Here is a 26,971-nt window from a genome sequence, read left to right on the forward strand (position 1 = left end):
GACTGCACCGTGGGTCCGCCGGTAGCGCTCGGTTCGTGTCTACCGAAGACTCTCGGTTCGCGTCCACCGGTGAGTCCACCGGAACCGTCACGCGCGACTCTATGGTCCTCGACTGGCACCACCCGCTTCCGATTCGGTTCGGGTCGCCGTCAGACCTCACAGACGAAAGCGGCTCTTCGCCCGCATCGAGGGTCTCTTCGGCTCGTTCTCGTGCCTCGGTGCCGCCACCGTACAGGAACACCGCGTCGTCGACGTCGTCCACGCACTCTCGTCCGCTGTCTTGGCCGACCCCCGACCCGCAGGACCTGAACTCATTCTATATCGCATGATGACGTTTATCGGCTGCTCCTTGCTCGACTCGGAAACCGACGGCTAACAGGCGTATCCATAGCCATATCGTCGAATTAGGGCCGTGACCGGCCGTCGGTGATTCGCCTTCCTCCGTTCACCGCCCATGCGCGGAGTTCGTTCGGCATCACCGGCGACCAACCCGTCCCGCTCTTTCGGTGGGAAAGCGCCGCCTGCGAGACGACAGCAGGGAAGGAGGCGATGAGCCTGGATGGCGAACTCGGTGCGTTCTGTCCCCACGCCACGACGCTCGACGTCGGTCTGCGTCCGACGCGGTGTCGAGACGGCGTCTCGAACGTCATTCTCTGCTGACACCGCCGCCGACGACAGCGAACGCTCCTTCGTGCGTTCGTTCGATGGCAGAGGGTATCCGAACACGAACGTCGGACATTTTCGGCCGATTCTCGCACAGACACGGCGTCTCACCGCCGTCTCGGCTACTCGGTCACTTCGCCGATACCGACTTCATATACTCTATACCGCGATACAGAATCTCGACACGGCGCTTTCTCTCCGTGAGATGTCGGTCTCTCATCGCAGGCGAAGCGACGCTCGCAGAATCAGGGAAACGACGAACCGCTGACGGTGACACCGACTTCCTCGACGAACGCACCGCTGTTGTCGGCGGCGACGAGTCTCGCGGGCTTTCCGACCGGAAACCGAGCGTCGCTCACGCTCGTCTGACCGGGTGCGATGGGGGAGTTCCAGACGCTACTCCCTTCGCTGTCGATGACGGCTAGCTCTCGGACGCTGTGCTCCGTCGTCGCCGTATCGGTGAGCGAGACGGTTCCCACGGCCCGATTCGCCGTCCACGACTCCGACAGCGAGACGGACTCGAACACGTCGGAGTCGGAGAGACCGTCGGTCCGTAGCGAGAGTCCGGTCGACACGCACCCTCCGAGCGTCGTGAGGCCGACGGCGGTCAGTCCTGCGAGGAGTCGTCTGCGGGTGTACGAGGGCGAATCTTCGGTATCCATGTAGACCACGGCCGAGTGACCGTACGTGGCCCTCGTCGGCGGCGCGCTTAGGCGGTTTGGCCGCCGGGGGTCTCGCTAGCCGAGTTGCTCGCCGACGAGACGGTCCGCCTCGGCCACGAACGCCTCGCGCGTCCCGGCGGGGATGGTCGCACCCGCCGCGACGTCGTGCCCGCCGCCGTCGCCGCCGACGGCGCGGGACGCCTCGCGCATCACGGCGGAGAGGTCCAGTCCCTTCCGGACGAGGGCGTGCGTCCCCCGCGCGGAGACTTTCACCTCGTCGGCCGACTTCTCCGCGAACGCGAGGATGGGCACGTCGCCGCGGATTCCGCTCGCGCCGACGGCCATCCCGGCGACGATGCCGACGATGGTCTCTCTGATTCGCGTCTCGGCGTCGAACCACTGGACGTTCTCCTCGACGGTGACGCCCTCGCTTTTCACCCACTGGAGCCCCTCCGAGAGGTTTCGCCGGTGGTTTCGGAGGAGTTTCCGCGCCCGTTCGAGCGCCTCGCCCCTGTCGCCGAGACAGACGGCCAGTCCCACGTCGGCGCGTTCGTACCGGGCGGTGGCGTTCAACAGCGTGGAGAACTCGCTCACGTCTCTCAGTTCGGTCCCCACCTCCTCGGAGAGCAGCGAGTACGTCGTCCCGACGAGTTCTTCGATGCGTTTCGCGGGGACGCCGGAGGCGATAGCTCGACGCAGCAGCGCACTCACGACGGTCTGTCGCTCGTCCATCGAGAGGTCGACCCAGCGACGCCAGTCGCCGTCGGCCTTCAGGTCGAGGTCGAGGTCCGACAGGAACTCGATTGCGCCGTTCTGGTCGTTCGAGATGCCGGGGATACGGACGTCGCTGGCGTACTCCAAGAACTTCGGGAGCGGACGGGTCTGCCGCCCGTAGATGGCGAGGTCCGTCGCCTCCTCAAGCACGCCCGCGTCGACGCCGTCGGCGACGATACCGGCGTTCGCGCCGTGGAGGCCGCCCTGTGAGTCCTGCATGTCCCCCACCGCGCCGACGACGGCGAGGGCGGCGAGGTCACGGTTCGCGCCGGGGTCGGACTCAAGCGCCCGCGCGAGGACGTAACTCGCGCCCGCGCCGGACAGTTCCGACGCGCCGTCGACGCCGAACAGCAGGGGGTTCAGATGGTACTCCGTCTCGGCGTCGGCGGGTTGGTGGTGGTCGGCGATGACCGGCGTGAAGTCGCCGCGTTGCTCGTGTGCCGCGATGATGTCGAGTTGGCCGCTGCCGAAGTCGGTGAACAGGACGGTGTCGTAGTCCGTGGCGGCGATGCGCGCCACCTCGCTCTCGTCGAGTTGCTTCGAGAACACCGTCTCGAACGGAATCTCGGCCCGTTCGAGCGCCGAGGCGGCGACGGCGGCACTCGTCAGGCCGTCGGCGTCGATGTGCGAGGCGAGGAGGACTCGGTCGGCGTCGCGTAGTCGTGCGGCGCAGTCGGCGGCGCGTTCTCGCATCTCCGGAACCGGGCCGTCTGCCGCCGCGGGTGTACTGTCCGCGCTCATACCTCTCGTTGGCTCGTTCTCGGGTTTAAACCTGCGCTCTACTCGCTCGTCGCGTCCGACTCGTTCGGGTTCGTGTAGTAGTATATCGCGGTGAACGTGACGCCCATCGCCGTCGCCGAGACGAGTTCGGGGTCCCCGAGGAGCGTGCTCGTGGCGAGCGAGACGGCGAACACGAAGACGCCGACGGTGAGCGCGTAGCGCCCCCGCGAGAAGGCTCTCAGCCGTTCGTCGAGGCGTCGGTAGAGGTCCGTGGTGGAGGGCATCGCTTCGGTGTCTCTGGCGAGGTGGCAAAATAGTATCTGGTATGACAGGACTCACACCCGTCGCCGGACCACGAACAACAGCACCGCGGCGACGGCGGTCAGCGCCGTCACGAACGCCCACGCCGCGTCGTACCCCATCGACTCCACGACGAACCCGAACGTCGGCGGGGCGAGCAGTCCGCCCGTGTTCAGCGCCGTCTGCCCGCCCGCCGTCGCCGCGCCGATGTCGTCGTCGTCGACCACGTCGCTCAGACAGGAGTAGAACACGCCCGTCGACCCGTGGACGGAGAGGCCGAGGCCGACGAAGACGGCGACGGTGAGGAGGAGCGACCCCCCGCTTCCGACGAGGACGACGAACAGTCCGGCGCCGACGGCGGTTTGAGCGAGGGCGACGGTGGCCGCGCCGTGCGCGCCGCCGAGTCGGTCCGCGAGCGTTCCGGCCCCGACGCGGCCGAGACTGCCGGTCACCTGCGTCGCCGCGAGGACGACGCCCGCGACGGCGGCGCTCGCGCCCACGACGTCTTCGACGTAGAGCACGGTGTAGCCGAGCATCGAGAAGACGCCCGCACCGAGGAACAGGCCGGCGGCGACGAGTGCGACGTAGGGGCCGTTCGCGCGCAGGCCGCCGAGTTCGGGTCGTTCGAATCGGCCGCTTCCGCTCTTCCCGCGGTAGACGACGGCGAACCCGACGGCGTAGACGCAGGCGAGTGCGGCGATGGCCCAGAAGCCCACCCGCCAGGCCGCGACGGCCGCGACGCCGGTGACGACGAGCGACGCCGCACCGCTCCCGGCGGTGACGCCGACCTGTTTCAATCCCATCGCGAGGTTCGCCCGGCCCGCGGGTGCCCCGGCGACGATACCGCGGTTCGACCCCGGCATCGCCGTGGAGTACGCCGCGCCGAGCAGTGCGCCCGCGACGAGGAGCAGTGGGTAACTGGGCGCGAACGTCACGCCGACGGCGGCGACGGCGAGGGCGACGAGGCCGACGGTCATCACCCGTTTCTCGCCGAACCCGTCGACGGCGGCACCGCTCGGAAACAGCGAGACGGTGTAGCCGAGCATCGCCGCGGTCAAGAAGAGGCCGACGAGCGACTCCGTCAGGTGGAACGACTCGCGGAGGAAGCCCGTCGCGGCGAAGATGGTGTAGTAACAGAGGCTCGCGGCCGTCTGCCACCCGGCGACGACGCCGACGGTGCGCCACGACCCGTCCGTTCCGCTCACGCGGGCCTCCGAGTCGTCGTCTGCGTCGCGAGGCGTCGCCGTCTCACGGCGTCACTCGTGGTACGTCGGCGCGGCCGCCTCGACGACGGCGCACGCCAGTTGCTCGAAGTCCGCGTCGTCGGGGACGACGTCGACGTCGATGCCGTGCGACTCGGCCGTCTCGCGCGTCGGCGGACCGATGACGCCGACGACTATCCGGTTCAGTCCGGCGACGGCCTCGTCTCGGACGCCTCGCTCCTCGGCCGCGTCGAGGAAGTTCTCGACGGTGAGCGAGGAACTGAAGCAGACGCCCTCCAACTCGCCGCCGGCGGCCATCACCGCCGACTGGCCCGTCCCCTCCGGCCGAACCAGTCGGTAGAGCACCGTCTCGTGGACGTCGGCACCGGCGTCTCGGAGTCCGTCGAGGAGGACGTCGCTGCCGTGGTCGCTCCGGGCGACTTCCACCGTCGCGCCCGACACCTCCCCGCGGAGGCGTTCGACCAGACCCGCGGAGGTGTACTCCTCTGGGACGATGTCGACCGTCCACCCGGCGTCGCGGGCGACGGCGGCCGTCGACGGGCCGATACAGACCAGCGTCGCGTCGCCGGGGTCCCACCCTTTCTCCGAGAGCAGTTCGACGCCCGTCTTGCTCGTGAGGACGACGTACGCCGCGGACTCGGGCGTCGCGTCCGTCGGTTCGACGGCGAGCATCGGGTCCGGGACGGCTATCGCGCCGAGCGAATCGAGGAGTTCCACGGCGTCGCGCATCCGGTCGTCGTCCGGGCGGAAGACGGCGACGCGAACCTGTTGGCTCATTCGTCGTCCACTCCGTCCGCGTCCGATTTCACGGCTTCGTCTGCGGCACGTTCGTCTCCGTCCCACTCGCCCGTCCGGTTGCCGAGGAACGCGAGGACGCGTTCGCGCGTTCCGGCCACCTCGCCGATGACGGTGACGGCGGGCGGTTCGATGCCCGCCTCGTCGCGCACGGAGACGATGGTGTCTAAGGTGCCGGTGGCGACGCGCATGTCCGGCCACGTCGCGCGTTCGACGAGGGCGACGGGCGTCTCGGGGTCCATCCCCGCCTCGCGGAGTGCGGCCGTGTAGTCGGGGAGTTTGCCGACGCCCATCAGGACGACGAGCGTGCCGCCCGTCGCGGCGAGTGCCTCCCAGTCGACCGCCGACTCCTCTTTCGTGGGGTCTTCGTGGCCCGTGACGAACGAGACGGAGGAGGTGTGGTCGCGGTGCGTGACGGGGATTCCCGCCGTTCCGGGGCCGGCGATGGCGGAGGTGATTCCGGGGACGACCTCGAACGGGATTCCCTCGCTCGCGAGATGCTCCATCTCCTCGCCGCCGCGTCCGAAGACGAACGGGTCGCCGCCCTTCAGTCGGACGACGGTCTTACCCTCGCGGGCGAGTTCGACCAGTCGGTGGTTGGTGTACTCCTGCGGCGTCCACTCGCCGCCGGCGCGCTTCCCGACGTCCTCGCGCTTCTCCTCGGGAATCCGTCCGAGAATCTCCGGGCCGGGGAGCTTGTCGTGCAGGACGACGTCAGCCTCCTCCAGCAGGCGCGCCGCCTTCACGGTCATCAGGTCCGGGTCGCCCGGTCCGCTGCCGACGAGGTAGACTTTCCCGACGCTCATCGTCACTCCCCGCGGGGGCCGTGGTCGGCGTCTTCGACGCTGTTCTCGTCGTCGGCGTCGTCGGCGTCCGCCCGGGCGGCGGCGATGAGTTCGTCTGCGCCCTGCGAGGCGAGATAGTCGGCGAACTCGGCCGCGGCGTTCGCGTGGTCGTCGACGGGCAGGTCACGGCTCGCACTGACCTCTTCGCTCCCGTCGACGGCGAGGACGCGCGCGGTGACGTGGACGTGTTCGCCCTGCAGTTTCGCGTGGACGCCCATCGGGGCGATGCATCCCCCGCCGAGTTCCGCGAGGACGGTCCGTTCGACGGTGGTGGTGACGCGCGTCCGTGGGTCGTCCAGAGCGCCGTTGATTCGGTCGAGGTGGTCGGTGTCGTGACGTGCGGTGACGGCGATTGCCCCCTGACCGGGTGCGGGGACGAACTCGTTCTTCGGGAGGCGTTCGTACTCGACGCGGTGGAGGAGGCCGGAGCGCTGGAGGCCCGCCTCCGCGAGGACGATGGCGTCGTACTCCGTCTCCACGTCGCGTTCGAGCGCGCGACGCTCTATCTCCGAGAGGTCGTCGAACCACTCGTCGATGGAGCGGTCGAACTCCGTCTCGTACTCCTCGCCGGAGGCGGACGCCTCGGCGCTGTTGCCCTTCTTGTCTCGGTCGTCGTCGACGCGGGCCTCGTGTTCGCGCTGGAGCGTCGGCGCGAGCAGTTTCTCCACGCGCGTGTCGACGTTGCCGCGGAGCGGTTCGACCTCCAAATCGGGGCGGTTCGCGAGAATCTGCGCCTTCCGGCGGAGCGACGACGTGCCTACCACCGAGTCCGCGGGGAGGTTCTCGAACGCCGTGCTGTCGGGCGTGACGAGGACGTCGCCCGCGGGGGCGCGTTCGGGGACGCCCGCGACGACGAGGTCACGGGGCTGTTCGGTCGGCATATCCTTCATCGAGTGGACGGCGACGTCGAGTTCGCCGTCGAGCACCTTCTCGTCGAGTGCCCGGACGAACGCGCCCGTCTTCCCGAGTCGGTGGATGAGTTCGTCGCGAATCTGGTCGCCACGCGTCTCCACCTCCACCAGTTCCACCTCGAACCGACGGTCCGCGAGTGCGTCGCGCACACTCGCCGCCTGTCGGAGTGCGAGGTCGGACCCTCGCGTCGCCAGTCGGAGCGTCCCGCGTTTCATAACTGTCCCCACGTGGGCGCTGGGGAGTGAAAAGCCCACCAGTTCCCGTTCGCGGGCGTCAACCGCTCCCGTGGTCGACGAGCCTGCAAACCGCTTGACACCGCTCGTGGCATCGGTGTGGCTAAGTGTCGCTCCGCCGTCGACTCTCGCGTGCGCCCTCCACGCTTCACTCGCCGCCGCCTGCTCGCCGCGGGTGGCCTCTCGCTTCTCGGCGGTGCCGTCCTCGACCCGTCGTGGACGGCCGGTGCGGCGTCCGACGCCGCGGTCGACGGCTGGCCGATGGAACGCCGCGACCCCGCTCGAACCGGGTTCGACCCCGACGGCACCGCCCCCCGCGGGGAGTTCTCCGTTCGCTGGCGAGCCACGGTGCCCGAACCGTCGTACCGAACCCGACCGCTCGCCGTCGTCGACGGGAACGTCTACGCCGTCGGCGAGGACGAACTCGTCGCCGTCGCCGCCGACTCCGGCGAGACGAGGTGGCGGTTCGACGGCGAGTCGCGACCGTGGCGCGAGTACGTCGGATTCACCTCCTCGCCCGCCGCCTTCGACGGCGGCGTCGTCGTCGCGAGTCAGACGGACGTGCTCGGCTTCGCCGCGGCGAGCGGTCGACTCGACTGGTCGTACGACGAGACGACGAACGTCGAGACGCCGCTTCTCGTCGGGAACACGGTCTACTGCGAGGCTTCCGGAGACGGCACTCTCGTCCTCGACGCCGAGACGGGTCTTTCCCGCCGTCGGTCGCCGCTCTCGACGGACTTCGAACCGTTCGCGTATCGGGAGGGGGTCCTCGTCGGCAGGGGCGACTCGCCCGACAAACTCGTCGCCGTCGACGCCGCGACGGGCGACCGACTCTGGACGGAGACGTTCGCTATCGCCTCGGCGTTCTTCCTCTCGCCGTCTCTCGGCCGAGAGACGGTGTACTACGGAACCGGCCCGCTGTACGCGATTTCGCTGGCGGACGGTTCCGTGCGGTGGGAGGGTGACCTCGGGGCGTCTCGGGCGGGGACCAGACCCGTCACCGACGGCGACCGCGTGTACGTCGTCGCCGCGGACGAGGAGACGCGGTTCGTGGTCGCGTTCGACGCCGAGACGGGCGAACGGGTCTGGCGTGCGGACGCGAACGCCGCCGACGAGGCGGTTCCGGCCGTCGTCGACGACACGCTGTACGTCACGACGCCGACCGGATTCGTCGCCCTCGACGCGGCGGACGGGGGCGAAGTCGGCCGATTCCGGCCGACGCGACGCCGCGGGTCGACCCGTTCGCCCGTCGTCGTCGACGGCACCGTCTACGTCGCACTCGACGACACGCTGTACGCCGTGGAGGGGTCGGCGTGAGCGACGAGACGGAAGGGAACGAGGGGACGAGCATCACCGCCAACGTCGCGGCGGGGTTCTCGGACCTCGTCCGCATCGTCGTCCTCTGGTTCGCGTTCACGACGCTTCTCAATCCGCTCGGCGTCGTCGTCGACGCCGCGTTGGTGGCCGAACCGTTCTCCTTCGGTCGCCTCGTCACGCTCGGTCTCAGCGTCGTCGCCATCGCGGTGACGAACGCCCGCGCGCCCGCGGTGTCGGCGTACCGACTCTGGGTCGTCGGCCTCGTCTCGACCGTCCTGTTCGTCGCCGTCGGCCGCCTCTCCGGCGCGTTGGACGCCCCGACGAGCGGGTCGCTTCTCGTCGTTCTCAGACTCTTCCTGCTCTGGGCGGGCGCTGTCGGCGTCTCCGTCGGATTACTCCGCTATCGGTGGGACGACGGCGAGGGCGACGAGGGCGACGACGGTGACGGCGGAGACGACAGTGACGGCGACGACGGGGCCGATGGCCACGACTGGGAGTGGCTCCGTCGCTGACTCGTCTTCGACCCGCGCTCAGGGCGTGCCGACGGCGGTGTGTCGACGGTAGAGGTAGTAGATGCCGAACGGGACGCTGACGGTGAACGCGGTGAGGACGACGCCCGCGAGGGCGACGAGGCCGTACAGCACGGGGTCGGGCGACCACGACGACTCCGGCGCGTCGGAGAGCGCCCTGGCGTCGACGTAGACGGCGACGGGGAACAGCACCGAGATGACGAGGCCGACGAGGGCGGCGAAGCCGCCGAACAGCAGGGCCGCGCCGAAACTCAGCAGGCCGCCGGTGAAAAACAGGTCGAACAGGAAGCCGACAAAAAAGAGGCTGCCGCCGACCAGCGAGAGGACGAACAGGACGATAGGGGCGGCGATCCAGTACCACCAGTTCGAGTCGACCGAGGCGTACGGCAGCAGGTCGCCTATCGGGTCGTCGTACCCCTTCTCGTGCGTCTGTGCGGAGGGCGAAGTGTCCATATCGTCCGATAGCGCCCGATAGTACAAAAAGAACGACCTCGGCGCGGTTCTGCGACCAGAGTTTTGAGTACCGAAGCCGTACCGGTGTTCAATGGCAGGCCCGGTGGACGCCGTGAGAGTCGTCCTCGCCGTCGTCCGGTCGGTGCGCGACCACGACGTCGAGTACCCCGCGGCGTCGCTCGCGTACTACGGGTTCATCTCGCTGTTTCCGCTGTTGCTCATCGTCCTCACGCTGCTCAGCCGTTCGGCGGCGACGGCGATTCAGTCCGCGACGCCGCCGTTTCTCACGCCCGGTACGCGGGAGTTGGTGTACGACGTGATGGCGGACCGCAGCGGCGGCCGAACCGCGATAACCGTCGCGCTGGCCGTTCTCACGTGGAGCGGCGCGAACCTCACCGTCGGCTTTCGGTCGACGGTCGAACGCGCGGAGGGCGAACTCGACACGTCGGTCACGGGGCGAGTCAGGGACGCTCTCTGTGTGCTCGGTTCGCTCGCCCTCGCGCTCTGTACCATCGTCCTCACGACGGTTGCGTTTTCGGCGTTCTCCGCCAGACCGAGCGTCGTCGCCGCCGGCGTCGTCGCCCTCGTCGCGACGCTCTCTCTGGCGTTCCTGCCGCTGTACTACTTTCCGTCGCGTCGCGTCACGTCGCTCCGCGAGGCCCTCCCGGGTTCGCTCACGGCCGCGCTCGGGTGGACCGGACTCCTCGTCTTCGCCCACCTGTACGCGGCCAACGCGGAACGACTCGCCGTCTACGGCGCTATCAGCGGTATCATCGTCGTCCTCACGAGCGTGTACGTCGCCGCGCTCCTCCTTCTCACCGGCGTGGTGCTCAACGCGACGCTGGCGGGGCGGTGACGTGGTACGGCGCGCTGGCCGGATGGTGAGCTGTCCGGGTGCGGAGACGGCGACGATTCGATTCCCGAAGTCTCGCGCTCAGAGCGCCGTCTTGTACGCCTCTAACGTCTCCTCGATGTCTTCGTCCGTGTGCGCGTAGGAGACGAACTGCGACTCGAACTGGTTCGCCGTGAGGAAGACGCCCTGTTCTTTCATCTCCTGCCAGAAGATGCGCTCCCACCGTTCGGTCTCGGCGTCGCCGACGTCGGCACCGGTCTTCGGGCAGTAGTCGTAGCGGGTGCAGGACTCGCGCTGTTCGCACCCGGCCGAACAGCACTCCGAGCGGTCCGACGGCCCCTCGCGCGTGAAGACGGTCTTGAACATCGAGTCGGTGCCGACGACGGTGTACGAGGGCGCGTGGTCCTCGACGATGTCCGTGATTCCGCGGCGGAGTTTCTCGCCGAGTCGGTTCACGTGGTCGTACACGTCGTTCTCGGCGGCGAACTTCAGGTACTCGTAGCCCGCGGCCATCGTCACCGGGTGCCCGGAGAACGTCCCCGACTGGAACACGGGTCCGGCGGGCGAGAACTGTTCGATAATCTCCGACTTCCCGCCTATCGCGCCGACGGGGAAGCCGCCGCCGATTATCTTCCCGAACGTGGTCACGTCGGGCGTGACGCCGAACTTCCCCTGGGCGCACTGGAGGCCGCCGACGCGGAAGCCCGTGATGACCTCGTCGAAGACGAGAAGCGAACCGTGTTCGTCGGTCAGGTCGCGGAGGTGCTGGAGGTAGCCGTCGACGGGGGCGACGATGCCCTTGTTCGCGAGGACGGGTTCGGTGAGGACGGCGGCGACGTCGTCGCCGTGTTCTTCGAACACTTCGGTCACCGTCTCCCGGTCGTTGAACGGCACCGGAATCGTGTGCTCGGCGAACGACTGCGGGATGCCGCGCGTGCTCGGGTGGACGTCGCCGGGTTCGCCCTCCACGAGCGTCGACTCCTGCGCGCCGTGGTAGCCGGCCTGCATGACGACGATTTTGTCGCGGCCGGTGTAGCCGCGGGCGAGGCGGACGGCCGACACGGTCGCTTCGGTCCCCGAGTTGACGAACCGAACCATCTCGACCGAGGGGACGTGGCGGGCGACGAACTCCGCGTGTTCGACCTCTATCTCGGTCGGCGCGCCGTACATCGGCCCGTCCGACGCGTACGACTGGACCGCGGAGCGAACCGGGTCGGGCATGTCGTGGCCGTAGAGCAGGGGGCCGTAGCCCATCACGTAGTCGAGATACCGGTTGCCGTCGGCGTCGACGACGTGCGCGCCGTCGCCGCGTTCGACGAAGAAGGGGTAGGGTCGCGTCGCGCGGACGGAGGAGTTGACGCCGCCGGGCATGACCGAGAGCGCCCGGTCGTACAGCGCGCGGGACTCGTCGTGATTCATGCCTGCGCGTTCGGACGCACCCGGCAAAGTCCTTACTCGTCCGGGCGCGCGTTCGTCGGGCGTTCGGTGGGTACGACTACTCGTCCAGCCAACTCGTCGCGGCGGAGGATTCGGACTCTTCGGTCGGTTCCGGCGCGTACCGGTCGGCGACGAGCAACCCGAACGCGTCGTTCAGCGCGTGGATGGCGATGAGCGCGGGGAGCGACCGGAACCAGAGGTACAGGAGGGTGGTGACGAGTGCGGGTTGGGCGATGCGGAGGACGGCCTGTCGGTCCCACGTCTCGCCGAGGTGTCCGAGGGTGAACGCGGCGAACGAGACGACGCCCGCGAGGGGGACGCTCCCGGTCAGGGCGGCGAGTCGTTCGACGGCGTAGCCGTGGTACGGAATCTCTTCTGTGACGCCCGCGGTCACCGCGACGAACAGTCGCTCCGAGACGGAAAGCGACGCGAACGACCCGATTCCCTCCGCGAGGCTCTGACCGCCGTCGCCGACGCGCGACCAGAGCGGTGCGAGGAGCATGTTCGTCCCGAGCATCGCCGCGAGACCGACGGCCACCTGCCAGACGAGAAGCAGCGTCGACTCGACGCGCCAGCCGATGGAGGCGAGCGTCCGCCCTTCGGCGGCGACGACGAGGAGGACGAACGCGGGGACGACCCACTTCCACGCGTGGTCGGCCATCGGCCCGCCCGTCCAGCCGAACCGCTCGCGGACGCGGTGTAGCAACTCGAAGCCGACGAGGGCGACCACGAGTCCGACCGCGATGACCGGCGTCAGTTCCACGTTGGCAGTCGAGACGGCGGGACGTTTGGCTCTTTTCGTCTCGGACGTCGGGTGACAGTCACGGTCGAATCGTGCGTCCGTTCCGACCGCCGTCCTGAATTGACCGAGAAGAGAACGAGGAGGCCGTTCAGACCGCGTCGCGGCCGGTCTTTCCCGTCCGGACCTGAACCGCGCTCTCGACGGGAAGCGTGAACACCTTGCCGTCACCGGGTTCGCCCGTTCGGGCCGCTTCGGCGATGGCCGCTGCGACGTCTTCGGCGGGGATGTCGGCGACGATGCACTCTATCTTGACCTTCTGGTGGAGGTCGACGGTGTACTCCTCGCCGCGCCACTGGCCCTTTTTGGCGGGCTGAGAGCCGCGGCCGGAGACGTTCGTCACGGTCAGCGACGGTGCGCCGACCTCCGCGAGTGCCTGTTTCACGTCCGCGAGCTTGTCCGGGCGGACGAGCGCCATCACGAGTTTGATATCGCCGTCGTTGGGTACGTCTTCGGTCATGGTCAGTCCTCACGCTCTTCACTGGTAGTCGTTTCCGCGTCGGTCCACGCGCCACCGTCCATGCGGATGCCGCCGTCCACGCGGACGGCGTTCTCGGGGCCGCCGAACTCGGGGTAGGTGTCGACGCCGTGTTCGGTGGCGTCGAGGCCCTCTATCTCGTGTTCGCGGCTGACGCGCGCCTCGCCCGCGGCGCGGAAGGCACCGAAGACGACGGCGGTGGCCGCGAACGTCCAGGCGGCGATGGCGACGACGCCGACGACCTGCGGGACGAGGAGGCCGACGAACGAGGCGCTCCCGCCCCAGACGCCCGTCGCGAAGGCGGGGTAGAGCAGTGCGCCGAGCACGCCGGCGGAGCCGTGGACGGGGAACACCGCGCAGACGTCGTCTATCTTCAGGCGTTTCTCGACGAACTCGAAGACGACGGGGAGTTGCGCGCCGGCCAGCAAGCCGACGGCGATGGCACCGGGCCAGACGATGTCGTCGGCGATGGACGTGATACCGACCAGACCGGCGAGGACGCCGTTGGCGACGTACAGGGTGTCTACCTTCCCGGTCTTGAGCATCGAGACGCCGCCCGCACCGATGGCGCCCGCGGCCATGCCGAGCGTCGTCACGAGGGCGACGCGGCCGACGATGGCGAACGACCCGAGGGTCACGCCGTCGGCTTCGGAGTACGCGAGCGGCGAGGCGGCGGTGCCGACGTTGAAGCCGTACCAGCCGAACGCGAGGATGAGCGTTCCCAGGACGGCGAACGTCATCGAGTGGCCGGGGATGACGTTCACGGAGCCGTCACTGTTGTAGCGGTCCATGCGCGGACCGATTATCCACGCCGCGGTGAGACCGGCGATACCGCCCATCGCGTGGACGATGACGCCGCCCGCGAAGTCGTGGAATCCGAGGTTGGCGAGGAAGCCACCGGCCCACGTGAAGCCGACGACGACGGGGTAGATGACGGCGGCGAGGAGAATCGTGTAAGTGATGTACGCGCGGAGTTTCGCCCGGCCCGCGACGGCACCGGAGACGATGGTGGCGGCCGTCATGGCGAACACGGCACCGAAGAGCCAGTTCACCCACGCGCCCGCTGCGCCTTCGGCGGGCATGTAGAGGTCGGTGAACGCGCCGAGGGCGGAGTACTCTCCGCCGCCCGTGAATCCACCGACGATGGTCGAAATCGCGGCTCCGACGAGGAAGAACACGATGACCCCGACGGACCACGTCAGGAGGTTCTTCGTGAGTTGGTTCGCGACGTTCTTCGAGCGGACCTGCCCGGCTTCGAGCATCGCGAACCCGGCGTGCATGAAGAAGATGAGGAAGGTCACAGTCAGCACCCAGACCATGTTCACTCCCTCGACGACGGTTGCGAGGTCGGACTGCAGTGGGCTTAGCATACGGTACCTCCGACGAGTGGTGCGTCAGTTTGACTTGGACGTTCGGTCATTGTTAATCTGATTCGAGTTGGGTTTCAACTCGTATCTCGAACGAAAGTAACCGATTGGATGGGTATAATAGTATGTGTTGACAGTTGTCTATTTCAAAGGCATATTATCGACATTCGTCCTCTTTACTATCGGATAATAGCTGTATAAGGACGTATAGTGCGCGGATATCTGGCAACTATTGCGGAACAATCTGACGACTGTTTTGTTAGAAAAGCTACTTTTCTCTCGGTCGGTCTCGTCAGTCGATCGGTGCGCGCGGGTCGGACATCCACCGGTGGTCGTCGTCGCAGAGGGGCGTCAGGAGGCCGTCCAGCGGCGGTCGGGCGGCCGTCCGCGGCGTTCTCACACCGCGGTCATCCCTTCCTTTCCGGTCCGGACCTGGACGGCCGCCTCCACGGGGAGTACGAATATCTTCCCGTCGCCGGGTTCTCCCGTGTGGGCCGCCTCGCGGATGGCGTCGACCACGTCTTCGGCGGGGATGTCGGCGACGATGCACTCTATCTTGACCTTCTGGTGGAGGTCGACGGTGTACTCCTCGCCGCGCCACTGGCCCTTTTTGGCGGGCTGAGAGCCGCGGCCGGAGACGTTCGTCACGGTCAGCGACGGCGCGCCGACTTCGGCGAGGCCGCGCTTTACCTCCGCGAGTTTGTCCGGACGGATGACGGCCATCACGAGTTTGATACCGTCGTTTTCGGTCTCGGTCTCGGTTTCGTCGCTCATTCGTCGTCACCTCCGGTGACGCCGACCGCGCCGCCGTCCGTGCGGACGGAGCCACCGTCGGCCATCGGACTGTCTCCGCCGGCGACGAACTCGGGGTAGACCGCGACGCCGTGTTCGCCGAGGTCCAGTCCCTCCGCCTCCTCACCTTCGGTGACGCGCAGACCGACCGTGAGGTCGAGGGCGTACAGGGTGAGACCGGAAGCGGCGACGGTCCACGCGGCGATGACGACGACACCGAGCACTTGCAGGGCGAGTTGGCTCGCCGAGAAGCCGGCGACGGCGAAGACGGGGATGAGCGCCGTGCCCACCGCACCGGCGACGCCGTGGACGGCGAAGACGCCGCAGACGTCGTCGACTTTCAGCGTGTCGACCGTGTAGCGGAACGCGGGGAGGACGAGGAAACCGCCGAGGCCGCCGAGGAGGACGCCGCCCCACCACGTGACGTGAGGGACCGCACCCGTGACGGCGACGAGGCCGGCGAGGAGACCGTTCGCGGTCCAGAGGGGGTCGGGCTTGCCCTGGTAGCGCGCGGACATCAGCATCGCCATCGCGCCGCCAGCGCCCATTCCGAGCGTCGTGACGAGGGCGACGCGACCGAGCGCGGCGCCCATGAACGTCAGACTCCCGTCGTCACCGACCGCGAGGATGGTCGCCTGCGTGCCGACGTTGAAGCCGTACCAGCCGAACGCGAGGATGAACGTCCCGAGGACGGCGAGCAGCATCGAGTGGCCGGGGATAGGCTGACTCTCTCCGTTCAAATCGTAGCGACCCTTACGCGCGCCGACCATCTTCGCGGCGACGAGACCGGCGATACCACCGCACATGTGGACGACCGTCGCACCGGCGAAGTCGAGGTAACCGGTCCCGAGGAGACTTCCGAGGTAGCCACCCGAGGAGAGGAGTCCGCCGCCCCACGTGAAGCCGACGACGACGGGGTAGATGATGGCCGTCATCACGGCGGTGAACAGCACGTACGCGCGGAACTCCATGCGCTCTGCGACGGCACCCGAGACGATGGTGGCCGCGGTCATGGCGAACACCGCGCCGAAGAGCCATCCGATCCACGCCGTCGGGTCGTTGACGTACGCGAACGCTGCGGTGAGGTCGACCGTCCCCGAGGAGGTGAGGCCGCCGACTACCGTCGCCATCGCGGCACCGACGACGAAGTAGACGAGCGTTCCCAGAATCCAGTCGGTCATGTTCTTCATCAACACGTTGCCGACGTTCTTCGCGCGGACCTGTCCGGCCTCCAACAGCGCGAACCCGGGTTGCATGAAGAAGATGAGGAACGTCACGACCAACACCCAGACGTTGTTGACGCCCGCGGCGATGGCCGACGCCTCCGCCTGCAGGGGAATCATCAGTTCGCCACCTCAAACGATGAACGTTCGTCTACTATTCCACTGAATTCCGTATCGTTCGTGTTCGAGTTCACGCGAGATGCTGATGAGAACGTAGTATATAACGTTGTGTGCTAAGAACGTCCAATAATTCAGGGAAGTAGTAGACGAACGAACTATCTGCCCAACAATATTATGCATACAAGGTCATATTTCTTCCGATACAGACCTCTAATCTGCCAAATTAGTGGACGAGCGTTCACGCAAAATCTGCCAAAACAGACGGTTATGCTCTCGCGCGGTGAGAACGTCGACGTCCGTCCGCTTTCGTCGCCGGTCAGAGTGCGTCGGCGATATCTTCGGCGAAGTAAGTGAGTATCAGGTCCGCCCCCGCGCGTTTCATCGCGAGGAGCGATTCGTGCGCCGCCGCCTCCAAGTCGAGCCATCCCTTCTCGCTCGCGGCGTGTATCATCGCGTACTCGCCGGAGACGTTGTAGGCGGCGACGGGGTGGTCGAAGCTCTCCCGCACCGCGCGGACGATATCGAGGTACGCGAGCGCGGGTTTCACCATCAACACGTCCGCGCCCTGTTCGACGTCGAGTTCGACTTCGCGCATCGCCTCGCGGGCGTTCGCCGGGTCCATCTGGTAGTGGCGGCGGTCACCGAACGCGGGCGCGCCGTCGGCGGCGTCGCGGAACGGCCCGTAGAAGGCGCTCTCGTACTTCGCGGCGTAGGACATGATGGGCACCGCGTCGTGGCCGGCGTCGTCGAGTGCGTCCCGAATCGCGCCGACCATCCCGTCGGTCATCGAACTCGGCGCGACCATGTCCGCGCCCGCCTCGGCGTGCGAGACGGCCGTCTTCGCCAAGAGGTCGAGCGTCTCGTCGTTCTTCACCGTCAACGTCGGGTCCGACTCGGCGCGGTCCTCCACCACCCCGCAGTGCCCGTGACTCGTGTACTCGCAGAGGCAGACGTCGGTTATCACGTAGGCGTCCGTCTCTCTCGTCACCCGCCGCGTCGCTTCTTGGACGACGCCGTTTTCGGCCCACGCGCGGGACCCGCGTTCGTCTTTCGACTCGGGGATGCCGAACAGCATCACCGCCTCGACGCCGGTTTCGAGGACTTCCTCCACGCGCGCGACGGCGTCCGAGACGGGGACGCGTTCGTGGCCCGGCATCGACTCGATGGGGAGGCGTTCGTCCGTCGTCGCGTCGACGAAGACGGGTGCGATGAGGTCCGTAGCGGCCAGACTCGTCTCGCTGACGAGTCCTCGGATGCCGTCGGTTCGGAGGCGTCGGGGGCGGTCGGTGAGGTTCATACCCCGCTTTCGACCCCCACGCGAAAAAGTCGCGTCGTTCGCGGCGACGGAGTCGGCGATGGCCACGCGAAGCCGAAACTGGTTTCACTCACTCGGGGGTATCCCCCGCCAATGCAGGCCCTCCAAGTGGCGCAGATGCCGGACGAACTGCAGGCGCTGTTGAACTCCGAGTGGGCGTTCGTCGTCCTGTTCGGGGTGTTCGTCCTGGAGGGCGCGATGTTGATGTACTTCATGCCGAGCGAACTCGTCGTCCCGGCGTCGCTCGTTCTCCTCGGTGCTGACAGCGTCGTCCCCGTCCTCGCCGTCGCCGTCGTCGGCGCGACTATCGGGCAGTACGCGCTGTTCAAAATCGCCCAGCGCGGCGGGCGCGAGTACCTCCTCCAGAAGCGCTGGTTCAAAATCTCGGAGTCCAAGTTAGACAAGTTCGACGGCTGGTTCGACCGCTGGGGTCCCGTCGTCGTCCCCGTCAGCAACTCGCTGTTGTTCACCCGCGGGATGCTCACCGTCCCGGCCGGGTTCGCCGAGATGGACGACAAACAGTTCGTCGCGCTCTCTGCGGTCGGAACGCTCTCGTTCGAGGTCATCCTCGCCAGTCTCTACCTCTACTTCGACACGTTGCTCTGACCCGGTCGAAAACCCTTCCGTGTCCGAGCACATCGGGCGAGGCGTGTTCGACCCCAACGGTCTCCTCCTCGTTCTCGTCGGCCTTCCGAATCTGGTGTGGCCCGCCGGAAGCGCGCGCCTCGGCCTCCACCTCCGTTCGTTCGGCCGCACCCCCTCGTCGACGGTCGAACCGGCGGACTGGTACGTCCACGCCACCCGTCTGTTCGGTCTCGTCGTGACGTTCGTCGGCCTCTCGTGGTTCGTGTCGGGCCGACCGCCGTTCCCGTAGCACCGACGGGCTATCTGACGATTCGGTGACTATTCGGGGCTATGGTCCGCGTTCCTCCTCGGCGTCTGGCTTTTCACGGAGACCGGATGGCTCCCACAACTGTTCTACGCCGTCGCGTACCCGGTGTGACTCCCCGTCTACGTCGCTCTCGCGGTCGCGTCGGGGCTCAGAAACGCCGTCTCCGCGTGGCTCGGTGCCGGTCTCCCGTTCGACGCCGTCGTCGCTCTCGGCCTCTCCTTCCAAGCGGTGCTGTTCGTCGCCGTCGGTCGAACGCCCCGGCACGTCGTCCGGACGTACCGGCGTGGCGGGTCGACCGAACGGAGGCCGTGAGCGCCGGTTAGATGGCGTTCGACGAACGAAACGAAGCCGTTAGGTCATTCTGTGCGGTCGATATCTCTTCGACACCGACCGCGTCCTCGTTCATACAAGATTCACTCGGTTCGATCGATATCGATCTGCTCCCGCAACGCCGCGAGTTCCTCGGAGTCGGCGAGTTCCTCCACACGCTCTCGGAAGTGCCGTTCACAGAGACCCACCCTGATTCCGTCTTTTCCGGCGGCGTACGCGGCCTCTCGATCGCAGTAGTGGCACTTCATACACGTCCTTCGTGCTTCACCCGATTTAACTCTACGCTCCCGGTTATCGGGGCCGAGACTCTGCGTCAGACGTCTGGCACGCGCGCGGCGAACGCCTCGAAGGCGTCGGGAGTCGGACCGGCGACGCCCAACGTCTCGTCGTGCGCGTCGCTCCCGCCGGTCAGCAGTAAGTCGTTCTCGGCGGCGACGCGTTCGACCAGTTCCGCGTCCTCCCTCTCGGCGCTCTCGCCGCCGTACGGGTAGAACCGCTCCACAGCGTCGAGTTCCGCCGCCCGGTCGAGTGCCGACTCGGGGTCGGGATAGCGGAACGGGTGCGCCAGACCGACGACGGCGCAGGCCTCGCGAAGCGCCTCCACACCCGTCTCGAAGTCGGGGACGTAGCGCTGGACGTAACAGGGGCCGTCGTCGCCGATGAGGTGGTCGAACGCGCCCGCGTAGTCGTAGGGCGCGTCGCTCTCTTCGATGGCCCGTGCGATGTTCGGTCGGCCGATTCCCTCGCGGAGTTCGACGTCGAGGCGCACGTCGAGGTGGTCCTCGACGTTCTCGACGATTCGCCGTCCGCGCTCCTTCCGGTCGGTCTGGATGCGCTCTGTCACTTCGCGGAGGCCGGGCGTGTCGCGGACGGCGTAGCCGAGGAGGTCCAGTCGTTGTTCGGGCGTCTCGACGCGGAGTTCGATGCCGCGTATCACCGTCACGCCACCGTGGTCCGTGACGGGCGCGTCCAACTCGGGGTGGACTCGGTCGTGGTCGGTCACCGCCACGACGTCGACGCCGCCCGACGTCGCCGCCTCCGGAACCCGCGGAACTGTCAGGACGCCGTCTGATGCCGTCGTGTGCAGGTGGAGATCGGCCGCCGGGTCGCCGTCGAAATCGCCGTTCCGCGCTCGAATCACGGCCGAACGTGGACGGCCGGTGCTGAAAGCGTTTTCCTCCTGCGCGTCTCCATATAATGTTCATTAAGGAATATCGAGTATCCAATGACTATCATAGAAAACCATTAAGGATACCTCGCTCATCTGTGTGGCTGTAATGCGCCTGAACCGCACCGGCGACGTCATCGACGCTCACGAGTACCCCGCGACGACCGAAGAACTCATCGAGGCGTTCGGCGACCAGACTATCGAACACCCCAACGGCAGCGAGCAACTCGCGGACGTGCTCGCTCGCGCGGGGTTCGAGACGTACATGAACGCCGACGATGCACGAAACGCCCTGCTCTCCGCGGTGAGCCACGAAGCCGTCGGCCGCCGCTACTACAGCGACCGAGACGTGTCCACGTTCGGCGAGGACGGTCCAGAACAGGTCTCCTTCTAAAACGGTACGTCGAGCGGAACGCTTCCTTTCGTGTAGCCTTCGACGCGACTGTCCGGCCGGATTCTGAACACGACGGCCGGTCGGTGGTGAACCTCCGGTTTCTCGTCGCGAATCGACCGCCACTCGTCGTCCGGGAACGACGAGCAGTCGACGAACAGGACGACGCCGCCGCCGTGTTCCTGTAGTTGTCCGCCGGACTTCGTCTCGGCGGTGTCGCGGACGGCGGCGATGGGCGTCCCGGCGCTTCGCCGACTCGTCGGCAACGGACGCGTCACCTCGACGAGTGTCCCGTCGCCGTTCTTCGACGCCCGATAGTCGATGGCGTGCCCCGTCGTCACCGATATCTCCGGAACGATGTCGTAGCCCATGTCGACGAGGAACTTCCCGGCGTTGAACTCGCCCATCGCGGCGGTCATGCGCGTCCAGTCGAGGTACTCGGAGGTGCCGAGTTTCCCGGCCATCACCTCGCGGTAGTCGTCTAGCACGCCCGTCTCTAGGAACTCCTCGTAGAACGCCAGCGCCTCGTCGCGCGTCGCGTCGGGGAATCCGGCGGCGTGTTCGTCGAAGAACGTCCGCGTCGTCTCGCGGCCGTCCTTCGAGAGGAAGACGGGGAGGAAGAACCAGGACAGATGCGGGTAGGGTTCGAGCCACGGCGACTCGTCGTGTAGTTGGGCGGTGAGTTCGCGAGTCACCCAGCGCGTCACGGCGTGCGGCGCCTCGTCGAACCCCTTCTTGTCCGTCCGCCAGAGCGACTCCGGCGTCTCGGTGTTGCCCATCCAGTATGCCTCGCTGTCGTCCCAACAGAAGAGCGCTACGTCGCCGTTGTCCATGTCGAACCGGACGGCTTCGAACCCGTTCGGCGGTTTGAACCACGGCGCGTTCATCGTCGCACCGAGGTTCGCGTCTAAATCGTCGTACAACTGCCGACGGACTCGAGCGTCGTCCCACCGTCCCGGGGCGTAGCGAAATCGCAGAGGGCGTGCCACGCTGTCCGCTTTATCGGGGACGGGTTTAGCCGTTCCGCGTCGATTATCAGGTCTTTCACCGTTAATTATATGTGAGTCTGATTCACAAGGCAATACGTATCATGTCAATGGGTGCCTACGACGAAGACGAACACGAACGCCGCGAGCGGAAGAACGGGTCCGTCGACACGACGTTCGACGACGACCGAACGACGTACCACGGCGAAGTGACGTACGACTCGGGCGACTCCGCGGAAGCGCTCCTCGACCAGTTCCGCGAGATGAAAGGACAGTAGTTCGTCACTCGATTTTGACGGCCAACGCCGCAACCGCCGAAACGACGGTGACGGCGACGACGTGCCCGCTCACGGCCACGAGCAACACCGGTTGGTCCAAGATGAACGGCACGAGCGCCAGTTGTGCGACGCCGAACACGACGTTCCACCCGTCTGCCAGACGGAGCGTCCGCGCCGTCGACTCGTCGACGGTGTAGCGCCACGACCCCCACAGCGAGACGATGGCGGCCCACCACGACGTCCCGATTCGGTAACAGAGGTCCCACAACACGAGGAGCGTCAGGTAGACGACGACGACGGGGGGGTCCCCGCCGAACACCGAGACGAACAGCGTCTCGCCGCCCTGTCTCGGGTCGAAGACGAACAGGTGCGTCACGAGGGCGACGAACGCGAGGACGCCGAGGACGACTTCGATACTCGACCCGAACAGCAGGCGCGTGTACGCGTCGGGAAGGTTCGTCTCGCGCGTCGTCCGGCCCATCCGGAGCATCACGACGCTGCCGACGGCGGCGACGCCGACGGCGATGGTGCCGGGGACGACGGCGTCCCAGAGGTCGTACGCCCACGCGAAGAAGACGACGAACACCTCGAACAGGCCGAGTTGGAGCGCGATGGCTTCGCCGTCCGTCAGGTCGATTCCCGGCAGTGCGCCCACGATGCTCTCGTACACCCACGTCTCGCCGAACTCCGTCCGTGAGACTCGCACCTCACGGGGGGCACGCGGTGACATTCAGTTCTCTGTGGGGTTCGCACTCGATTCGAGACCCGTCTGGCCGTCGTCCGCGCCGTCTCCGCTCTCCGACTCGTCCACCGCGACGGCGACGTCTTCGGCGGGCGACTCGACTCCGAGCGCCCGCGTTACGGCGTCGTCGAACGACGTCGGTTCCACGTCGACGTACCGTTCGATGCTGTGGTCGCTGACGACGACGGGGTTCTTCATCCCCTCGACGAGGGGTCGCGCGACGGACGTCGGGACGTCGGTGACGAGACTCACCCAGTACGAGGAGAGACGCGGCGTCAACACGGGGACGGAGAACAGACGCGTCCCCCGGCCGAGGTGGTCCGCGACGCGGGTGAGCACCTCGCCGTAGGTGAGGACGTCCGGGCCGCCGATTTGGAACGTCCCGCCCGCCGTCTCCGGGGCGTCGAGGACGCCGACGAGGTACGCCACCACGTCGTCGATGGCGATGGGTTGACACTCGGTGTCCACCCACCGCGGCGTCACCATCACCGGCAGGCGCTTGGAGAGTTGCCGAATCACCTCGAAACTCGCGCTCCCGTCGCCGATGATGATGGCGGCCCGGAGCGTCGTCAGGTCGAACGTTCCGGTCCCGAGGATGTGTTCGACCTCGCGACGCGACTGCAGGTGCGGCGAGAGTCTGTCTCGGTCCTCGCCGAGGCCGCCGAGGTAGACGACGCGCCGGACGCCCGCCTCGGAGGCGGCGCGAGTGAAGTGCCGGGCCGCCCGCCTGTCGCGTTCCTCGAAGTCGGACCCGGACTGCATCGAGTGGACGAGGTAGTACGCCGCCTCGACGTCGAGTGCGGAGAGGACGCTCGTCAACGTCTCTGTCGCCCGTTCGTCGCCCTCCTCGTCGGCGTCAGCGTCGGTGTCGGCGTCAACGCCACCCCCAACCAGTCGGTAGCCGCCCAGTTCGAGCAAGTCGCCTTCGACGACGGTGACGCCCGGTGGCAGGTCCGCACTCGATGCGTCGCGAACGAGGACGGATACGTCGTGTCCGGCGTCGAGGAGGGAAGCGACGAGGCGTCGACCGACGAATCCGGTCGCACCCGTCACGAGGATTCTCATACGACTTCGAACGGGCCGTGCGGTGTTAATGGTTCTCGCCGGACGGGCGGGTTTCAGTGCAGGTCGTCCCATCCCGGCGTCTCCGGCGCGCCACGGGCGACTTCCACCGTCCGCCCGTCGGGGGCGTCCGCGGCGTCGTCGCCGACGTCTCCGGCCAGTTCGGTCCACGCTCCGACGACCTCGCCGGCCCACGAGTCGGCGTCGAGGACGGTCTCGCGAACGGCCTCCGCGCGCGTCTCGTCCACCTCCGTCGACCCCGGGCGCGACCCGGCGGCCGCGCCGACGAACGCCGCGCGGTCCGCGTCGGTCAGGTCGCCGCGACGCATCCGCTCGACGGTCCCCGAGAGCGCCTCTCGGTCGGGATACGCGAACACCTTCGACCCGACGGCGTGCGGGCCGAGAAGGAGTCCGCGAAGTTCGGGCGTCTCGTCGTCCAACAGGCGGTCGCCGCCGAACGTCGACTCGACCCGCTCACATTCCGTCTCTCTTCCGAGGGCGAGGTTGTGGCCGGGGTACTCGCGGCACTCGTCGGGGTACAGGTCGTCCTCGTGGATTCGACATTGGAGGGTCTCGGGGTCCAAGAAGACGCAGGCGTCCAACCACGTCCGGCCGACGCCGAACGGAGAGACCGGTTTCGACGGCTTGCGCAGGCCGACGAAGAAGGCGGGTCGCCCGGCGATGGCGGCCACCGAGACGCCGTCTACCTCGACGCTGGGCGTGTCCGCGTCGTCGACCTCCCACATCCGCGGGACCAACACGTCGCCGAACCCGGCCCGGACGAACCCGACGACTTCGTCTCGCGTGAGTGGAACGAGGTTGTACACGTCGTCTAGCGGTCGTCTCGGACCGCGACGCTCGTGGTCGGAGGGGGCGGGTGAGACGGGACGCCAGTCGACACAGCATCCGGCGCAGTCTTCGCAGTCCACGTCCATGTCAGAGAACTACGGTACCACGGCACAAGAAACACGGGTCCGCGGGCGCCGCGCGGCGTCGATGCGACGAGGACGAGACCGACCACTCATGTCCGTCGGTCGCCTCTCTCCGCGCGTGACGACAGAACCGTGCGACGGTTGTGGAACGCTCGTCCGCATCGGCGGCGGCATCGGGGACTTCTGGTCGTTCTCGAACGAGTCCACGCAGGGGATGACGCTCGAACTCGACGACGGCGGCGAGTTCTTCCTCTGCTACGACTGCATCGACCGACTTCCCGAGGACCGAACCGTGACGAGCGACGACGTCGCCTCGCTCTGACCGGCCGTCCCGTTCTGACCGATTGCTCCGTTCTGACCGGTCGTCGGCCTCGCGACGGCGCTTCCGAGAGCGAACCTTTTACGCTCGGCGACGGACAGAGACGGACGTGGACCCCGACCGAATCCTCTCGTCGTTTCCGGCCCCGAGCTTTCGCGGTGCGCAGGAACGAGCGCTTCGCGACATCCGCGACGCGTTCGCCGCCGGCAACGACGTCGTCCTCGTCCGCGCGCCGACGGGGAGCGGAAAGTCGCTCCTCGCGCGCGCCATCGCGGGCGCCGCGCGAACGACGGAGGCGGCGACGCCCGCGCAACCGACGGACGCCTACTACACGACGCCGCAGGTGTCGCAACTGGACGACGTGGCCGAGGACGACCTGCTCTCGGATCTGAGCATCATCCGCGGGAAGTCGAACTACAACTGCATCATCAACGGCGAGACGGACACGCCCGTGAACCGCGCGCCGTGCGCCCGACAGAAGGGGTTCGACTGCACCGTCAGGCACCGCTGTCCGTACTTCTCGGACCGCGCTATCGCCTCCAACCGGAGCATCGCGGCGATGACGCTCGCGTACTTCATGCAGACGGCGGGGTCCGACGTGTTTCGGCAACGGGACGTGGTCGTGATAGACGAGGCGCACGGCCTCGCCGAGTGGGCCGAGATGTACGCGACCATCGACCTCAGTCCCCACACGGTTCCCGTCTGGGACGACGTCGGCGTCCCGGACGTGACCGCCGCGGACGACCCCCTCGAACGCACCGTCCGATTCGCCGAGGCCTTGCTGCAGGTATGCTCGAAGGCGAAAGACGAACTGCTCACCAAGCCGGAACTCACGCCCGAGGAGGCGGCGCGTCGCGACCGACTACAGGAACTCCGCTCGGAGTTGAACTGGTTCGTCGACGACTACCGCGACCCCGAGAGTCCGACGACGTGGGTGGTCGACCAGTTCGGCGGCGAGGGCGAACCCATCACGGTGAAACCGTTAGACCCCGCTCGGTACCTGCGACACACCGTCTGGGACCGCGGCGAGAAGTTCGCGCTCCTCTCGGCGACCATCCTGAACAAGGACGCCTTCTGCCGGAGCGTCGGACTCGACCCCTCGAAGGTGGCTCTCGTCGACGTCGAACACACGTTCCCTGTCGAGAACCGACCGCTGTACGACGTGACGCAGGGAAAGATGACGTACGAACACCGCGGCGACACGCTCCCGAAGATAGCCCGCCTCCTCGTCCGCCTGATGGCGAAACACCCCGACGAGAAGGGCCTCGTCCACTGTCACTCCTACGCCATCCAGTCGGAGTTACGGAAGCGACTCGCGCAGTTGGGCCTCGGCGACCGGGTTCGCGGACACGACACGGACAACCGCGACGCCGAACTGGAGACGTGGAAGGCCTCGGGCGGTGCGGACGTGTTCCTCTCGGTGAAGATGGAGGAAGCGCTCAACCTGAAAGGCGACCTCTGTCGGTGGCAGGTCGTCTGCAAGGCGCCGTACCTGAACACGAACGACTCGCGCGTCGCCCACCGCCTCGAAGAGGGGCAGTGGTCGTGGTACCGTCGCTCGGCGCTCAGGACGGTGATTCAGGCCTGTGGGCGGGTCGTTCGCGCCCCGGACGACTACGGCGCGACGTACCTCGCGGACTCCTCGTTGCTCCAGTTGTTCGACCGCACGCGCGGCGAGATGCCCGACTGGTTCGCCGACCAGGTCGACCGCATGACCGCCCCCGACCTGCCCGAGTTCGACCAGGAGGCCGCCGGTGGACGCGGTCGGTCGGAGTCGTCGCGTTCGCGTCGGTCCGGTTCGACCGGCGGTTCCGCCACCGGTACCGCCTCCTCGGGGTCGGGCGGCGGTCGGTCACGCGGACGAACCGGAAGCTCTCGCGGTCGCCAGGACGACTCCGACGACCGGTCGAACCACCCGTTGTCGGACGTGTGGGGCGACGGCTGACGCCCGCACTGCCTACATGAACAGGAGACTGGCCCCGTAGGCTACCGACGACCCGATCATCAGGCCGACGAGTATCAACGCGAGCCACTGCTGTCGGTCCATACCCCTTCTGGTC

At 67.4% G+C, this 26,971-nt stretch carries 31 protein-coding genes; 10 read left to right on the forward strand and 21 right to left on the reverse strand.

Annotated elements, in window-relative coordinates:
• Nucleotides 1-426: 426 nt before the first annotated feature.
• Nucleotides 427-660 carry a hypothetical protein gene (locus BM282_RS00905; protein ID WP_089875888.1) on the forward strand — a complete coding sequence of 78 codons (234 nt, stop codon included), beginning with the start codon at nt 427-429 and terminating at the stop codon, nt 658-660.
• 248 nt (nt 661-908) lie between these two features.
• Here BM282_RS00905 and BM282_RS00910 read toward each other — a convergent pair whose 3' ends face one another.
• From BM282_RS00910 to hemC, 7 genes are all read right to left on the reverse strand, one after another.
• A complete protein-coding gene (locus BM282_RS00910; RefSeq protein WP_089875890.1) occupies nt 909-1,325 on the reverse strand; it encodes a hypothetical protein in 417 nt (138 codons plus the stop codon).
• Between the two features lie 75 nt (nt 1,326-1,400).
• Nucleotides 1,401-2,840, reverse strand: coding sequence for a DHH family phosphoesterase (locus BM282_RS00915; protein WP_089875892.1), 1,440 nt, complete (start codon nt 2,838-2,840; stop codon nt 1,401-1,403).
• Between the two features lie 38 nt (nt 2,841-2,878).
• Entirely contained in the window at nt 2,879-3,103 is a 225-nt protein-coding gene (locus BM282_RS00920) for a hypothetical protein (protein WP_089875894.1), read from the reverse strand.
• A gap of 51 nt (nt 3,104-3,154) precedes the next feature.
• Nucleotides 3,155-4,324: an MFS transporter gene (locus BM282_RS00925; RefSeq protein WP_089875896.1), complete on the reverse strand. Its 1,170-nt coding sequence runs from the start codon at nt 4,322-4,324 to the stop codon at nt 3,155-3,157.
• A gap of 51 nt (nt 4,325-4,375) precedes the next feature.
• The gene (locus tag BM282_RS00930; RefSeq protein ID WP_089875898.1) at nt 4,376-5,119 is read right to left on the reverse strand and encodes a uroporphyrinogen-III synthase; all 744 of its coding nucleotides are present in this window, start codon (nt 5,117-5,119) and stop codon (nt 4,376-4,378) included.
• Nucleotides 5,116-5,943, reverse strand: coding sequence for a uroporphyrinogen-III C-methyltransferase (gene cobA / locus BM282_RS00935; protein ID WP_175501326.1), 828 nt, complete (start codon nt 5,941-5,943; stop codon nt 5,116-5,118). The genes BM282_RS00930 and cobA overlap by 4 nt, the downstream gene beginning before the upstream one ends.
• 2 nt (nt 5,944-5,945) lie before the next feature.
• Nucleotides 5,946-7,109: a hydroxymethylbilane synthase gene (gene hemC / locus BM282_RS00940; protein WP_089875901.1), complete on the reverse strand. Its 1,164-nt coding sequence runs from the start codon at nt 7,107-7,109 to the stop codon at nt 5,946-5,948.
• 150 nt (nt 7,110-7,259) lie between these two features.
• Between hemC and BM282_RS00945 the strand changes: the two genes are divergently transcribed.
• The gene (locus BM282_RS00945) at nt 7,260-8,444 is read left to right on the forward strand and encodes an outer membrane protein assembly factor BamB family protein (protein ID WP_089877282.1); all 1,185 of its coding nucleotides are present in this window, start codon (nt 7,260-7,262) and stop codon (nt 8,442-8,444) included.
• Nucleotides 8,441-8,956 (forward strand): hypothetical protein, encoded by a 516-nt coding sequence (locus tag BM282_RS00950; protein WP_089875902.1) that lies wholly within the window; start codon nt 8,441-8,443, stop codon nt 8,954-8,956. Before BM282_RS00945 ends, BM282_RS00950 begins: the two co-directional genes overlap by 4 nt.
• An 18-nt stretch (nt 8,957-8,974) precedes the next feature.
• Here BM282_RS00950 and BM282_RS00955 read toward each other — a convergent pair whose 3' ends face one another.
• Nucleotides 8,975-9,427 (reverse strand): hypothetical protein, encoded by a 453-nt coding sequence (locus tag BM282_RS00955; RefSeq protein ID WP_089875904.1) that lies wholly within the window; start codon nt 9,425-9,427, stop codon nt 8,975-8,977.
• 91 nt (nt 9,428-9,518) lie between these two features.
• On the opposite strand from BM282_RS00955, the gene BM282_RS00960 reads away from it, so the two are divergent.
• A complete protein-coding gene (locus BM282_RS00960; protein WP_089875906.1) occupies nt 9,519-10,283 on the forward strand; it encodes a YihY/virulence factor BrkB family protein in 765 nt (254 codons plus the stop codon).
• A 78-nt stretch (nt 10,284-10,361) separates the two neighbouring features.
• On the opposite strand, the gene hemL is transcribed toward BM282_RS00960, so the two are convergent.
• From hemL to hemB, 7 genes are all read right to left on the reverse strand, one after another.
• Entirely contained in the window at nt 10,362-11,699 is a 1,338-nt protein-coding gene (gene hemL / locus BM282_RS00965) for a glutamate-1-semialdehyde 2,1-aminomutase (protein ID WP_089875908.1), read from the reverse strand.
• Between the two features lie 76 nt (nt 11,700-11,775).
• Complete coding sequence (locus BM282_RS00970; protein WP_089875910.1) at nt 11,776-12,480, reverse strand: CPBP family glutamic-type intramembrane protease; 705 nt, start codon at nt 12,478-12,480, stop codon at nt 11,776-11,778.
• Between the two features lie 127 nt (nt 12,481-12,607).
• Nucleotides 12,608-12,976: a P-II family nitrogen regulator gene (locus BM282_RS00975; RefSeq protein ID WP_089875912.1), complete on the reverse strand. Its 369-nt coding sequence runs from the start codon at nt 12,974-12,976 to the stop codon at nt 12,608-12,610.
• A gap of 2 nt (nt 12,977-12,978) precedes the next feature.
• Nucleotides 12,979-14,364 (reverse strand): ammonium transporter, encoded by a 1,386-nt coding sequence (locus BM282_RS00980; protein ID WP_089875914.1) that lies wholly within the window; start codon nt 14,362-14,364, stop codon nt 12,979-12,981.
• A 393-nt stretch (nt 14,365-14,757) separates the two neighbouring features.
• A complete protein-coding gene (locus BM282_RS00985) occupies nt 14,758-15,135 on the reverse strand; it encodes a P-II family nitrogen regulator (protein WP_089875916.1) in 378 nt (125 codons plus the stop codon).
• On the reverse strand, nt 15,132-16,496 hold the full coding sequence (locus tag BM282_RS00990) for an ammonium transporter (protein ID WP_175501327.1): 1,365 nt from the start codon (nt 16,494-16,496) through the stop codon (nt 15,132-15,134). Before BM282_RS00990 ends, BM282_RS00985 begins: the two co-directional genes overlap by 4 nt.
• Nucleotides 16,497-16,812: 316 nt before the next feature.
• Nucleotides 16,813-17,793, reverse strand: coding sequence for a porphobilinogen synthase (hemB, locus tag BM282_RS00995; RefSeq protein WP_089875919.1), 981 nt, complete (start codon nt 17,791-17,793; stop codon nt 16,813-16,815).
• A 111-nt stretch (nt 17,794-17,904) separates the two neighbouring features.
• Between hemB and BM282_RS01000 the strand changes: the two genes are divergently transcribed.
• Together BM282_RS01000 and BM282_RS01005 are read left to right on the forward strand one after the other, a co-directional pair.
• Entirely contained in the window at nt 17,905-18,417 is a 513-nt protein-coding gene (locus BM282_RS01000; protein WP_089875921.1) for a DedA family protein, read from the forward strand.
• 19 nt (nt 18,418-18,436) lie between these two features.
• Nucleotides 18,437-18,685, forward strand: a complete 249-nt coding sequence (locus tag BM282_RS01005; RefSeq protein ID WP_089875922.1) for a hypothetical protein — start codon at nt 18,437-18,439, stop codon at nt 18,683-18,685.
• Between the two features lie 431 nt (nt 18,686-19,116).
• Here BM282_RS01005 and BM282_RS18340 read toward each other — a convergent pair whose 3' ends face one another.
• Both BM282_RS18340 and BM282_RS01015 read right to left on the reverse strand, forming a co-directional pair.
• Nucleotides 19,117-19,281, reverse strand: a complete 165-nt coding sequence (locus BM282_RS18340; protein ID WP_175501328.1) for a DUF6757 family protein — start codon at nt 19,279-19,281, stop codon at nt 19,117-19,119.
• Between the two features lie 65 nt (nt 19,282-19,346).
• Nucleotides 19,347-20,174, reverse strand: a complete 828-nt coding sequence (locus BM282_RS01015) for a PHP domain-containing protein (RefSeq protein WP_089875926.1) — start codon at nt 20,172-20,174, stop codon at nt 19,347-19,349.
• Between the two features lie 136 nt (nt 20,175-20,310).
• Here BM282_RS01015 and BM282_RS01020 point away from each other — a divergent pair, with 136 nt between their 5' ends.
• A complete protein-coding gene (locus BM282_RS01020) occupies nt 20,311-20,595 on the forward strand; it encodes a DUF5789 family protein (protein ID WP_089875928.1) in 285 nt (94 codons plus the stop codon).
• On the opposite strand, the gene BM282_RS01025 is transcribed toward BM282_RS01020, so the two are convergent.
• Complete coding sequence (locus BM282_RS01025; RefSeq protein ID WP_089875930.1) at nt 20,592-21,581, reverse strand: DUF5784 family protein; 990 nt, start codon at nt 21,579-21,581, stop codon at nt 20,592-20,594. The two genes, BM282_RS01020 and BM282_RS01025, sit on opposite strands and share 4 nt — an antisense overlap.
• Nucleotides 21,582-21,682: 101 nt before the next feature.
• Here BM282_RS01025 and BM282_RS18345 point away from each other — a divergent pair, with 101 nt between their 5' ends.
• Nucleotides 21,683-21,856, forward strand: a complete 174-nt coding sequence (locus tag BM282_RS18345) for a DUF5786 family protein (RefSeq protein WP_175501329.1) — start codon at nt 21,683-21,685, stop codon at nt 21,854-21,856.
• Between the two features lie 4 nt (nt 21,857-21,860).
• On the opposite strand, the gene BM282_RS01030 is transcribed toward BM282_RS18345, so the two are convergent.
• The 3 genes from BM282_RS01030 to BM282_RS01040 are packed head-to-tail and all read right to left on the reverse strand — an operon-like array spanning nt 21,861 to nt 24,595.
• Nucleotides 21,861-22,586, reverse strand: a complete 726-nt coding sequence (locus tag BM282_RS01030) for a DUF7530 family protein (RefSeq protein WP_089875932.1) — start codon at nt 22,584-22,586, stop codon at nt 21,861-21,863.
• Nucleotides 22,587-23,663, reverse strand: a complete 1,077-nt coding sequence (locus BM282_RS01035; protein ID WP_089875934.1) for an NAD(P)H-binding protein — start codon at nt 23,661-23,663, stop codon at nt 22,587-22,589. It abuts the gene before it with no gap.
• A 53-nt stretch (nt 23,664-23,716) separates the two neighbouring features.
• Nucleotides 23,717-24,595 carry a YkgJ family cysteine cluster protein gene (locus BM282_RS01040; protein ID WP_089875936.1) on the reverse strand — a complete coding sequence of 293 codons (879 nt, stop codon included), beginning with the start codon at nt 24,593-24,595 and terminating at the stop codon, nt 23,717-23,719.
• A gap of 115 nt (nt 24,596-24,710) precedes the next feature.
• On the opposite strand from BM282_RS01040, the gene BM282_RS01045 reads away from it, so the two are divergent.
• Nucleotides 24,711-24,914, forward strand: coding sequence for a DUF7561 family protein (locus BM282_RS01045; protein WP_089877284.1), 204 nt, complete (start codon nt 24,711-24,713; stop codon nt 24,912-24,914).
• 106 nt (nt 24,915-25,020) lie between these two features.
• Nucleotides 25,021-26,856 (forward strand): ATP-dependent DNA helicase, encoded by a 1,836-nt coding sequence (locus BM282_RS01050; RefSeq protein ID WP_089875938.1) that lies wholly within the window; start codon nt 25,021-25,023, stop codon nt 26,854-26,856.
• The last annotated feature ends 115 nt before the right edge of the window (nt 26,857-26,971 follow it).

This window comes from Halogeometricum limi (assembly GCF_900115785.1).
Classification (GTDB): domain Archaea; phylum Halobacteriota; class Halobacteria; order Halobacteriales; family Haloferacaceae; genus Halogeometricum; species Halogeometricum limi.